Origin of the sequence: uncultured Shimia sp. (assembly GCF_913054185.1) — a bacterium.
In the GTDB taxonomy this organism is placed as follows: Bacteria; Pseudomonadota; Alphaproteobacteria; order Rhodobacterales; family Rhodobacteraceae; genus Shimia.
The window spans coordinates 1-11,888 of the sequence record NZ_CAJXIV010000115.1; the positions used below are offsets into that span (position 1 = coordinate 1).

General features: G+C 55.1%; 9 protein-coding genes and 1 pseudogene. 3 read left to right on the forward strand and 7 right to left on the reverse strand.

Annotated elements, in window-relative coordinates:
• Window positions 1-169 precede the first annotated feature (169 nt).
• Complete coding sequence (locus QZ517_RS17955; RefSeq protein ID WP_294229701.1) at window positions 170-976, forward strand: M90 family metallopeptidase; 807 nt, start codon at window positions 170-172, stop codon at window positions 974-976.
• A gap of 231 nt (window positions 977-1,207) precedes the next feature.
• Here QZ517_RS17955 and QZ517_RS17960 read toward each other — a convergent pair whose 3' ends face one another.
• The 3 genes and pseudogenes from QZ517_RS17960 to QZ517_RS17970 form a co-directional block, all read right to left on the reverse strand.
• Window positions 1,208-2,788, reverse strand: a complete 1,581-nt coding sequence (locus QZ517_RS17960) for a sulfatase-like hydrolase/transferase (RefSeq protein ID WP_294229704.1) — start codon at window positions 2,786-2,788, stop codon at window positions 1,208-1,210.
• 661 nt (window positions 2,789-3,449) lie between these two features.
• A pseudogene (locus QZ517_RS17965) lies at window positions 3,450-4,833 on the reverse strand (IS3 family transposase).
• Between the two features lie 120 nt (window positions 4,834-4,953).
• Window positions 4,954-5,361 (reverse strand): hypothetical protein, encoded by a 408-nt coding sequence (locus QZ517_RS17970; protein WP_294229707.1) that lies wholly within the window; start codon window positions 5,359-5,361, stop codon window positions 4,954-4,956.
• Window positions 5,362-5,566: 205 nt separating this feature from the next.
• Here QZ517_RS17970 and QZ517_RS17975 point away from each other — a divergent pair, with 205 nt between their 5' ends.
• Both QZ517_RS17975 and QZ517_RS17980 read left to right on the forward strand, forming a co-directional pair.
• Window positions 5,567-6,469, forward strand: a complete 903-nt coding sequence (locus tag QZ517_RS17975) for a LysR family transcriptional regulator (RefSeq protein WP_294229709.1) — start codon at window positions 5,567-5,569, stop codon at window positions 6,467-6,469.
• A 137-nt stretch (window positions 6,470-6,606) separates the two neighbouring features.
• Complete coding sequence (locus QZ517_RS17980; protein WP_294229712.1) at window positions 6,607-6,930, forward strand: DUF4440 domain-containing protein; 324 nt, start codon at window positions 6,607-6,609, stop codon at window positions 6,928-6,930.
• A gap of 449 nt (window positions 6,931-7,379) precedes the next feature.
• Here QZ517_RS17980 and QZ517_RS17985 read toward each other — a convergent pair whose 3' ends face one another.
• The 4 genes from QZ517_RS17985 to QZ517_RS18000 all read right to left on the reverse strand — a co-directional run bounded on the left by QZ517_RS17985 (window position 7,380) and on the right by QZ517_RS18000 (window position 11,872).
• Window positions 7,380-8,138, reverse strand: a complete 759-nt coding sequence (locus QZ517_RS17985) for a hypothetical protein (RefSeq protein ID WP_294229715.1) — start codon at window positions 8,136-8,138, stop codon at window positions 7,380-7,382.
• A 557-nt stretch (window positions 8,139-8,695) separates the two neighbouring features.
• Complete coding sequence (locus QZ517_RS17990) at window positions 8,696-9,664, reverse strand: aldo/keto reductase (protein ID WP_294229718.1); 969 nt, start codon at window positions 9,662-9,664, stop codon at window positions 8,696-8,698.
• A 76-nt stretch (window positions 9,665-9,740) separates the two neighbouring features.
• Entirely contained in the window at window positions 9,741-11,030 is a 1,290-nt protein-coding gene (locus QZ517_RS17995) for an L-fuconate dehydratase (RefSeq protein ID WP_294229722.1), read from the reverse strand.
• Complete coding sequence (locus QZ517_RS18000; RefSeq protein ID WP_294229724.1) at window positions 11,030-11,872, reverse strand: fumarylacetoacetate hydrolase family protein; 843 nt, start codon at window positions 11,870-11,872, stop codon at window positions 11,030-11,032. The genes QZ517_RS17995 and QZ517_RS18000 overlap by 1 nt, the downstream gene beginning before the upstream one ends.
• Window positions 11,873-11,888 lie beyond the last annotated feature (16 nt).

The following is an 11,888-nucleotide window of genomic DNA, read 5'->3' on the forward strand; positions in this document are numbered from 1 at the left end:
TGGGCTGGGAGCGGCCGTTTGGACACCCATGGCGAATGTCGCGCAATGGGTCGAATGGCTGCGTGATGCTAGTGGCGCCCAAGTTCGGATGGCTTGCCCACTATGGTTTTGTTCCCTCCCATTCTGGCGTATTCAGGAGATCATTTCATGCCGGTAGAGGTACTCACGGATGGCAATCTTCTTTTTTGTGTTGGCCTTAGGCGCAATTGCTTTGATGGCCAGATACTGGGCAAACCGTCAGCGCCTACAAGGCCGTCTTTCACAGCCCATCTCTGCAGATCATCGCGCAATTGTAGAAAAACAGGTGCCAATTGCGTCCAGATTGCCCATGGAGTTGCGCGGCAAGCTGGAAGGCAAGATCAACCGATTTCTGGACCAGGTGCAGTTCATCGGGTGTAACGGGCTAGAAATTGGCGATGAAATTCGGGTTTCAATAGCCGCGCAGGCTTGCCTCTTGGTCGTGAATAGCGACACGTGGTATGATAATCTGACAACGGTTCTGGTCTACCCCGGCGCCTTCAAATCGCGGCAAACACAGCACAATGGCTATGTCGTGATCGAACGCGAAATTGTTCGAACGGGGGAAAGCTGGTCGCGTGGCCCTGTCATCTTGTCCTGGTCTCACGCCCAGCAAGGGGCCGCAAACGACGCGGATGGCCACAACGTTGTGTTCCATGAGTTCGCGCATCAGATCGATGACTTATCTGGCCGCACTGACGGGGTGCCAATCCTCGGCTCAAAGCAAACGGTTTCGGATTGGGCACGGGGGTTCGACACAGCATACAAAAGGCATGTTCGGCGTGTCCAAAAGGGGGATGCAACCGTGATTGACGCCTATGGCGCAGAAGGCCACGAAGAGTTTTTCGCCGTATCGGTTGAGGTCTTCTTTGAAAGGCCAACATCCTTCAAACGAGAAGAACCGGACGTCTACCAGCAGCTGTCTTTACTGTTTCAGTTAGATCCATCCTCGTGGTGATCGAGCCAACGCAGCTGTGAGGGGGTGCATGATGGAGCGGACAACCGAGAGGCGTATTGCTCGTTTCGCATCCTTCAATCCTTTTTAGAAACAGCGCTTTTGGACGGAGGCCCCAACTCGAAGTGCGCCCTCAGTACTTCGAGTTGGGGTCAATCAAAACATCATTTCTCAATGTTGGAGCTTTGGTAACAGGTGGCTGTGGGCCGCAGGGTGCGCGGCCCAAGCCGTCATTTAGTGGCCCTCAGCGTCAAGCCGGGACTTTTCGGCAGTCATGGGGGCACGGTGGGGGAATTCAGCCGCGCGGCCATTGTGCATGCCCAAGAGTTTTTGCATTGGTGCCACTGCAAACAGACCTGGGTAAAGCTGTCCGAATTTCTCACCAGGGTCACGTTTCACGTTGTAAAAATCCATACCGGGCAAACCGCCGTGACCTTCCTTGATGTGGATTTTGAAATCCTCGTAGCGGATAGCGCCGAGGGCATCGCCGCTATAGTGCGCCATGAAGTTGCGGCGGCCGTTGCCTTCCCCAATAAGGAAGAGTGCCGTCTGATCCACGCCGTCAGTGATGCGGTCATTTGGGATGAGGTCCATGGCGCCACCAATTCTGGCTGCGGTGGTGAAGAGGTCGGTCACATGCAACATGTCCATGGGATCTTGACCCGGTTCAATCATACCCGGCCACCAGGCCATGGCCGGTACACGCACGCCGCCCTCAAGCACATCACCCTTGGCTCCACGCAGGTTGGTGTAGCCAGACGTGGGGTAGAAGGCGTACATTGGGCCGTTGTCGCTGATCCAGACAACCAAAGTGTTCTCTGCAATGCCTTCGGCTTCTAATTTGTCGAGCAGCTGGCGCACATGCTTGTTATGCAGCACCATAAAAGATGCCTGGCGGTTGTTTTTGTCTACGCCCGGCGCATCGATGAACTCTTCTGATGGCGCGATTTGTAGTGCGTAGGATGCCCAATAGATGAAAAACGGGTCTTCATCGTTCGCGTGATCTCCCACGTATTGCGTAATCTGTGCGATGGACTCGTTTTCAAAGGCTTCCTGACGTTGAGGTGACAGTTCACCGGCAACACCTTCGATCGGCGACCGGCCTTCTCCAGCTTTGCCAACATACCCAGCGATGGACATGTCGATACCTGTTCGCGCTTCGTATTCCTCGTACCCGGGGAAGTCTGCAAATGGGAAGGTGCCAGAGGGGTCTTCATGTGAGGCTTGCCAATAATCTGGCGCGCCGTTGAAGAGGCCATAGTAGGCATAGTCGTAGCCTTGGTTCTCTGGCGCATGCTCTTCGTGATCGCCAAGATGCCATTTGCCCCACATGGCGGTGGAATAGCCCGCTTCGCCAAGGATTTCGGCAATTGTCACCTCTTCTGAGGACAGACCGTCTTTCATGCCAGGCCATAGAACGGACAGGAGACCCGTACGCACAGGGTGGCGCCCGGTGTTGATGGCGATGCGTGTGGGGGTGCAGGATGGCTCTGCATAAGCGGACCAGAACCGCATGCCGTCAAAGGCCATTTGGTCCAGTTCTTCAGAAGGCGTGCCACGGTGTTTGCCGCCGCCCTGCCATCCCAGTTCACCCCAGCCGATGTCGTCGGTCAAGATGTAGACAATGTTTGGTTTCTTGCCAAATTTGGCCTCGAGGTCTGCCAGTTTTTGATCGATACCTTGATCCTGAACAGCCCAGGCTTCTGCATTTCTTGATGCAAAATCCAAGTGGGGGGCATCGTATTGCTGGGCGGTCGCCACGCCTCCAATAAGGAACGCGCCAATCAACGCCGTTGTGGATAGTGTGTGTCGCATGAGGTGTCTCCACTTTTGTAATTTGTTCCCCAATTGCGGGAAAATTGAGATGAGTTGTCCAAGCCCATCGGTGCGCAGTCACGCCCCGTTGGGAGAAAGAAGTCAGTTAAATTCGTGATCATCTTGAGCTGTTTTTGCTCTACGTCTTTGATAGCATTTGGCGATGAACCGCATCAATGACGTTTGGAGAATTTCTGACATTCCAAAGTGGAATATCATGTTGTTTTTAGGTGCCGGATACTTCGAGTTGCCATGGTTTAGAAGCGAAGCAAAGAGCCCTCAGCTGCCTGGTTTGGGTGTACTCTCCTTGCTTAGATCTTTGCCCCCCCCATCGTGTTTTCCATGCCTCTACCCCCTCAGGCCCTGTTATTCCAATGTGGTTTGTTGGGCCAGCAGGCGACTGGGGAAAACGCCCGCTGGGGTTGTGAAGTTCTTGGGTTTTAGTTGCCTGCGGCATCCACGCCGGTGATCACATAGCGTGCAGTGCCGTAGGTCTCTTTCCAAAGCTCAACCATCGCTTTGGTTTCTGGCCGGATGTTTTCGACATCCTCGTAAGGCTCGCCACGGGCAGGTTCCCAATCCGGGAATGTCCGTCGTCAGAGTTTTTGGAACCACGGGCTGCCTAAACTAAGAGAGAGTTTGGCTCATCTGGTTGGTTTGATTATGCGGCGCGCTGGCTGTGATGCAAGCGCCGTGCTTCGAGGGTCTGTCGTTTGATCCTTTCTCGTTGTTCCAGAATGGCTTTGTCACGGCCGAAGTAGGCATCGGCTGGCGTGACGTTGTTCAGGCTCTCATGGTAACGCTGGTGGTTGTAGTGATCGACGAAGGCTTCGATCTGAGCTTGGAGATCGTCGGGCAGGAAGTAGTTTTCCAGCAGGATGCGGTTCTTCAATGTTTGATGCCAACGCTCGATTTTGCCCTGTGTTTGAGAGTGGTATGGCGCACCGCGAGAATGCTTCATACCTTTGCCCTGCAACCATTCAGCCAGATCTCCAGAGACGTGGCTGGATCCGTTATCACCGAGCAGTCGCGGCTTGTGAACGACATGCACCTGATCACATCCAGATGTCTGCAATGTCAGATCGAGCGAGTCAGTCACATCCTCCGCCCGCATGGTCGTGCACAGCTTCCACGATATGATATAGCGGCTTTAATCATCCAGGATCGTGTTGAGATAGAACCAGCCCCAGCCGATGATCTTCAGATAAGTGAAGTCGGTTTGCCATAACTGGTTGATGGCCGTGGTTTTGTCTTTGAACTCGTTTGAGGCCTTGATCACGATGAAGGCTGGGCTGGTGATCAGATCGTGTGCCTTCAATATCCGATACGCCGAAGCCTCTGATACAAAATAGTTTTCTTGATCCGTGAATGTAACCGCCAACTCCCGTAGTGATAGTTCTGTTTCCGTCAGGGCCAATTTGACGACCTTGCGCCGCACCTCAACAGGGATGCCCCTTTCGGGATACTGCTTTGCAATACCCTATCGGGCAGTGGGTTCCAGACATGCTTTGGCCTGGGGGATCGATCCAGCAACCCTGTCTCACCACGTTGCAGATATCGGTCATACCAACGGTAGAATGTGGTGCGCGGCATGCCCAACTTGGCCAACGTCTGACGCGCTGACAGATGCGATTCCTCCATCAGCCGGATGATCTCCAACTTCTCAGATGCGGCATACCTCATTCCTGGTCGCCCCCATCCCCTGTCATGCTTTTTTTGAGAAGGCGCAACTCCAGCGTTTGCTCTGCCACGACCTCCTTCAGGTCACGGGCTCCGCGGCGTAGGTCTTTGACTTCGTCGGTCGTGGCCGCGCGAGCGGTGTCCCCCGCCAGCCGCTTCTTGCGGGCTTCCATGAAGTCCTTTGATCATTTGTAGTAAACACCCTGGGAAATCCCCTCTCGGCGGCACAATTCAGCAATGCTGTCTTCGCCCCTCAAGCCATCCAGAACAATCCGGATCTTCTCTTCGGCTGAATACTGCTTGCGCGTGGCCCGCTTTATATCTTTGACGATCTTCTCGCCGGGGCTCTTGGTTGTCTTTCTCATCGTCCACTCCTCGGTGGTCACGATGAGCCAGAAACACTCTCTTATCAAATCGTCCTATTTGGACCCATAAGCGCTGACGTCAGACACTTCCGCAGATGGGGGGCTCGATTTGGAGAAATCTCATTCCTTGGCCCTCGGAGCATCCGTAAGATCAATGTAAACGGCTTCGGCGACGCTCAACTCAGCTTCGCTAACCAAGAGCTGAGCGACATTCAGGGTCAGCATGGCCCGTTCAAACAATTCATTGATCATGACACCTTTGGCGCCCCAAGTGCCGTCATTTTCGAGGTCCCAAGTCTCGACAAGTTGAGGGGCCCGCAAAGCGTCAAGCACTTGTGCCCAAGGAAGCTGTTGGAAGTGAGGGCTGCCCGCACACTCCTTCAGCAGTGCTTCTCGCTGAAGGAAGATCCGTTTTTTCATATTGGTGAGAATGCGCTCTCGCCCAGGACGGTCTTCGACCAGAAAAGCCTCTGCGCGCGCTTCCATGTCTCCAACAAGTATCGAGAGATCCACTAGTTTTTCGAACAAGTCCGACACTCTTTGTCCTTTCGTCCTTTGTTGGGCTCGATCTGCGGGACGTACTTCTCCAGTCGGCTCAAAGTCCGTTTTCCGTAAATTGCAGTAGGTTTGGTCAGGTCAGCGTCTGTTGGCTTAGGAATTGGAATTGCATGAGAGATCGATCTGAACAATACTCACGTTCGAATAACTGCCATTCTCATGTGGAATATTACTTATGGATCAGATGGTTGCGATGCGCGCCTTCGTTCGGGTGGCCCAATCCGGTAGCTTCCAAAAAGCAGCCATCCTTGAAGGATTGGCGCAGGGCACGGTCAGCAAGCGCGTGTCCGCTCTGGAGGCACATTTGGGATGCGCCCTGTTTCGCCGCACGCAGCGCAGTATCAGCCTCACCCCGCAGGGCGAAGTTTATTACGATCAATGTGTCTTTTTGCTCGAAAGAGTCGCGGCTGCAGATGCAATGATCCGAACAGAATCCCAAACGCCAGCGGGACGGATATTGGTGTCCATGTCGCCGGTCTTATCGCGACTGGTACTTGCCCCACTCATCGCGGAGTTTGTTCGAGAGTATCCGCGTATTGAAGTCAGCATGGCGCTCACTGAGGATCATGTAGACATTGTGGGAGAGGGGGTCGATCTCGCCGTGCGCGCCAGAGATCTGGAAGATTCCAGTCTCATTGCCTCTCGATTGTCTCAAAACCCCTTATCGCTTGCCGCGGCCCCCGATTACCTAAAATCCGCGCCAAAACTGACTGTACCGGAGGATTTGACAGCGCATGACTGTCTGACCTTTGCGCGCATGAAGGCTTCGCAAACATGGCGCTTTGCCCAAGGTCGCAAGAAGCGCGAAGTGACCGTATCTGGAACACTTTCAGCAGATCAGGGCGACACGCTGGTCGAATTGGCCGCGTCTGGTGCCGGTGTAGTGATGATGCCGGAGTGGGTCATGAGAGGCGCCTTGCGAGAAGGCAGGTTGGTGAAGGTTTTGGAGGAATGGCAGCCCCCCAATATCCCGTTGCATCTGGTTTACAAGGGAGGTGACTCAGTGTCGCTTCGAATTCGCCTTCTTGTTGATTTTCTTAAAAGAGAAGTTAGGCGCAGGGATCTTTTGCCAAGGTAACTCGGATGTCGGAGGAACGGCTAAGGACGGACCTATTGGAAAGGTGTTTCAGATTAAGGCGATGATGCTCTCAGGCGTTGCAGATAGCCACTAGAACCTGCATCAAATACGTTTGAATATGCGAAAAGGAATGTGACATGACTTTTTCTACGGCCTGGAAAGAGGCCTTTGAAAACAGAGACCGGCAGTCCCTGAACGCGCTGATTGATGATGATTTCAGATATGTGCGCCATCAGTCGGGTAAGGACCTGAACAAGAGCGACATCGTCGACATTTGGTCTGCCAGCGGCCCTCGACCGGTCCGACGGGACTATCGAATTGTTTATGAAAACCCGGACATTCTGGTGACACACCAGTTCATGGATTTCCCCAGTGGTGACAAGGAGAGTGTTATGGTCATCATGCTGCTGACGGACGGGAAATTGGTCCGGATGGAAACTGGGGCGACCCCAGTGACTTAGAGGGTAAGGGGGGACACGCTGCAAAGCGGACCTTGAGTGCGGCCGTCACATGCTGCGATCACAGCTACTTTCCGGACATTCGGTTGAGAGGCGCAGAACCACAACTTGATCGACTTCACTGCTGGCGGCGGTGGTCGCCGATTGCTGCCTCCGGTTCAAACAACCGCTCGCACCGTTTTGACAGTTGCCTCACGTGTTTCGACACTGCAGAAAACACAGCACTTTGCCGAAATGGCTAGCGCTGATTTTGAAAGGGAAGAAGTGGAAGATTTACTTAGTTGCTTCGGCGGACGAACAGATCGTCGCCAAAGCCGGTTGTCCCCATGAGGCACGGTGTTATGCCGGCGTTGCAGCCTCAAGCCGAATCTTTGCACCGAGGCAGCTGTCGTACCTCAAACTCGGACATTCAGACTGATATTTCTACGCACCCTTCCGAATAGATTCAGCCGCTAACTCGGAAAGATCTTTCTGAAGTGGGCATCGAAATAGTGCCAAGTGTAGACTGCGCTATTGCCGGCATAGCCTTCGTAGTAAGATTTGCCGCTTGACGTGGGCAGGCCCGCCCAGATCTTGGCAAGATTGAGCATAAAGTCCGCGCGCGACATGTCGGCGGACAGGAAGTCGCTGAGTCCTGCCTCTTCCAACAACTGGTGTGCCAGTTGGTCCTGTAGCTCTGGGCTGAAGAGCTTGCTGTGCGGCACCTCCTGGTGGCGGACCAGGCGTCGCATGGTGGCGGGGATCAGCTGATAGCGCCCGATCGCATGGGGCTGCCCCGGGGTGTTGTCAATCCACTGATAGATCTCGGCGATCGTCATCTCGGTTGGCCGATTGGCAGGCCGGGTCCGGGCGCCATGCTGTACAGCATCATACCCGGCCTTGCCGGCTTCGGCCCCGGCAATCAGGGTCATCAGCTGCTTGGCTGCAGAGGGCAGGACCTGCACCAGCACGGGTGCGAAGAGGCCACCGTTGGCGCGGCCACGGAACAGGCTCGCAGCGCCGGGGCGCAAGGCCACCGCGCCGCGGCTGACATCGGCATCAGATGGCTGCGTCTGGGCAGGCTGTTGCGGCGCACGGGGGGAGGTGTCGTTGAAAGAGGCGCGCTGCGCAAAGAAACCGTTCTGGATCAGGGAGACACTGTTTGCCTGCGCTTGGGGCGCCATGAGGCTGACGGAGAGAAGCGCAAAACGCAAAGAGGAGGCAATCGACATTGGAACCGGCTTTCTGCTGGCGAGGTGTTTCACGCGCACTATGCGGAAAGAGGCTTGATAAACCGTTTAGCGGCGCAGCCTGCCAGTTTTGGCCGCAAGTGCTGCGGGCGGGTGAAGTCCAACTTGTCTTCAAGGATGGAAGCTAGCCAAGTGTCTTTGGCGTGGAAAATGACAGCCTGAATTTGTTTTCAGAGGCGCGCGCAGAGATGTGGCAGCAGTTGGAAGAACAGTCACCCAAGTTCGGTGACCGCCATAGTCGGTTATCTTTGATTGGGGCTCTCCTCTTCCGATCCGACACATGCCTGCAGCGCGCCGTTTCGAACGCCAAACTAGGCTGCGAAGAGAAGCGTAACCCGGATAAACGATCTCATCTAAACAAAGGAATGAAAACGAGCTTGACCCAGACCCCCAATCAGAGAGCGGCCCTTCGCTGCAGGTAAGTTAAAGGTCCCAGTACCCCGGTAGCACGCTTGCCTTCACCGCCAAGTGTGCAAAACCTCGAATTCCTTTGGGCTTACAATCTCTCTTTAGATGAGGCTTTGCCAAATACCTTCATGTCAGGCAAAGAAAACTTTGCCAAATTCTTGCGGCACAGCAGCGCTTATGGCGGATAGATTACGCCGCAATGTCTCCGATTTGGCCGTTCCGATCAAAACCGACGCCGTGAGATCATGTTGTTTGGCAAACATCAGCGCAGCTGTTGCCAAAGGCAGACCTAGACCTTCAGCAGCAGATTGCAATTCCGCCACTTGCGTCAAGATTTCCTGGCTGGCAGGCGTGTAGTCGTAGGTGGCGCCATCAATCGGACCCGTTGCCAAAATTCCGGAGTTAAATACCCCGCCTAACACAAGACTGGTACCCTGCGCACGACAGCGATCGGCCAACCTTTCCTCTGCCGAGCGGTCCAATAACGTCAAACGTCCTGCCAAAAGGATCACATCCAACGGGCCGTGTTGCATCACCTCCAGACAAATCTCATTTTCGTTTACGCCCAGGCCAAAGGCTCGGATACGCCCTTGTTCTTTCAGCCGCACCAGCCGCTCGTAGCCGCTACCCAAAAACGCTTCCATGTGGACAGCATTTTCCTGGCCGTGCGTGTAGCACCCAATGTCATGCACAAAGGCAATGTCGATCATGGTGGTGCCCAGACGCTCCAGACTGGTTTCCAACGAAGCTTCGATGCCGTCGCCGGAATAGTCGTAGCGGACATTGTTGGGCAGCGGATCGATAAATCCGTCCGCCTCCGCCATCGCTTGGCCTGGATACAGCACCCGCCCAACTTTTGTGGACAAAGTGTAATTGTCACGCGGTTTGCTCTGTAGAAAGCGCCCCAAACGCATTTCTGACAACCCTCGACCGTAGTGTGGCGCGGTGTCGAAATAGCGAATGCCCGCTTGCCACGCCGTATCCATCACGTCCTGTGCGCAGGCGTCGGACACTGCATGGTATAAGTTGCCAATGCTGGCGCACCCAAAGGCGACTTCAGTCACAGTCACGTCGGTGCTGCCAATTCGGTTGGTCTTCATAATGTCGCCTCTGGTGGAACCGTGTTCGCTTCATCTTATGGAGCGCACCCCCGGAAAGTCCGGAGGTGGCGTGCTTTTACTCTGCTGCCAAAGACGGGTGGAAACGGTAGGTCGCAATTGACTCCGGCTTCATCTCGATAGAGAAACCCGGCTGCTTAGGGGCCTGATAGGCGCCATTTTCCACTACACAGGGATCAACAAAATGCTCATGCAGGTGGTCGACAAACTCGATGCGCTTGCCGTCTTTCTCTCCAGTGATCGCCACATAGTCGATCATCGAGAGATGTTGGACGTACTCGCACAACCCGACGCCGCCGGCGTGCGGCCACACCGGCAGCCCAAATTTGGCGGCCATCAATTGCACCGCCAACACCTCATTGAGCCCACCCAGGCGACAGCTGTCTATCTGCACAAAATCAATCGCCTCATGAGCCATGAACTGTTTGAACAGGATGCGGTTTTGGCACATCTCACCCGTTGCCACTTTAATAGGTGCCACACCATCGCGGATTTTTCGGTGGCCTAACACGTCATCGGGGCTTGTCGGTTCTTCAATGAACAACGGTTTGGCGAAGGCCAGTGCATTGACCCACTCAATTGCCTGATCCACTTCCCAGACTTGATTGGCGTCGATCATGATGTTCATGTCGTCACCAAGCTCTTCGCGGGCAATAGTCAGGCGGCGAATGTCATCCTGCAAATCACGTCCCACTTTGAACTTGGTATGCGTGAAGCCAGCCTCTCGCGCCTCGCGGCAAAGGCGGCGCAGCTTGTCATCGGAGTACCCAAGCCATCCAGCGGAGGTTGTGTAACACGGATACCCTTCCGCTTTCAGTTTGGCGATGCGGTCTGCTTTGCCAGGCTCGACTTTACGCAGGATATCCAAAGCCTCATCTCGCGTGAGCACGTCACTCATGTAGCGGAAATCCACCAGCGAGACGATCTCTTCCGGGGACATGTCGCCAACCAGTTGCCAAACAGGTTTGCCCGCTTCTTTGGCAAGCAGGTCCCACACCGCATTGACCACCGCGCCGGTGGCAAGGTGAATGGCACCCTTGTCAGGGCCAATCCAGCGCAACTGGCTGTCGCCCGTGACATGACGCCAGAACCGGCCCATGTCTTCGCGGACCCAGTCGAGATCGACGCCAATAAGCAAATGCTCCATCGCCTGAATGGCGGCGACGCAGATGTCGTTGCCGCGCCCAATGGTGAAGGTCAGCCCGTGACCCTCGTGCGCGCCGTCGGTCTCCAACACCACATAGGCCGCGGAGTAGTCGGGATCGGGGTTCATGGCGTCGGAGCCATCGAGCGCGTCCGACGTCGGGAAACGCAAATCGTGGGTGCGCAGTGCGGTGATCTGAACCATCAGCCCGCCATCACGTTTTGCGTCTGCACACCCAGACCTTCAATGCCCAGTTCCATTTTGTCGCCAGGTTTGAGGTAAGTTTCCGGGTTTTGCCCCATGCCGACACCTGGTGGTGTGCCGGTGGAGATTACGTCACCCGGCTGCAAGCTCATGAATTGCGACAGGTGTGAGATCACCGTGGCGACATCAAAATGCATCGTGTTGGTGGAGCCATCTTGATAGCGGTGCCCGTTGACCTCCAGATACATTGCCAGATTTTGCGGGTCCGCCACCTCGTCGCGCGTAACCAGCCATGGACCGATAGGACCAAAAGTGTCGCAGGATTTGCCTTTCACCCACTGCCCGGAGCGATGTAGTTGGAAGTCACGCTCAGACAGATCGTTGACCACACAATACCCTGCCACGTGGTCCAACGCCTCTTCCTTGGACACATATTTGGTGTGTTTACCAATCACCACCCCCAGTTCCACCTCCCAGTCGGATTTGACTGAAGTGCGTGGGATTTCGATGTCATCGTTGGGTCCACAGACGGCCGAGGTGGCCTTGAAGAAAATCACCGGTTCCTCAGGCAAGGCCATGCCAGCCTCCGCTGCGTGGTCCGCGTAATTCAGACCGATGCAGATAAACTTACCCACCTGCCCCACACAGGCACCAAAACGTGGGTTGCCCTCAACAGCAGGAAGACCTGCTGGATCAAGATCTCGCAGAGTTGCAATGCCCTCATCGCTCAGCGCTTCTCCCGCCACATCGCCAATCACACCGGACAGGTCCCGAATGATGCCGTCCTGATCCAACATGCCCGGTTTTTCCGCGCCCAGCGCGCCATATCGCAACAGTTTCATCTCTTGTTCTCCTTGA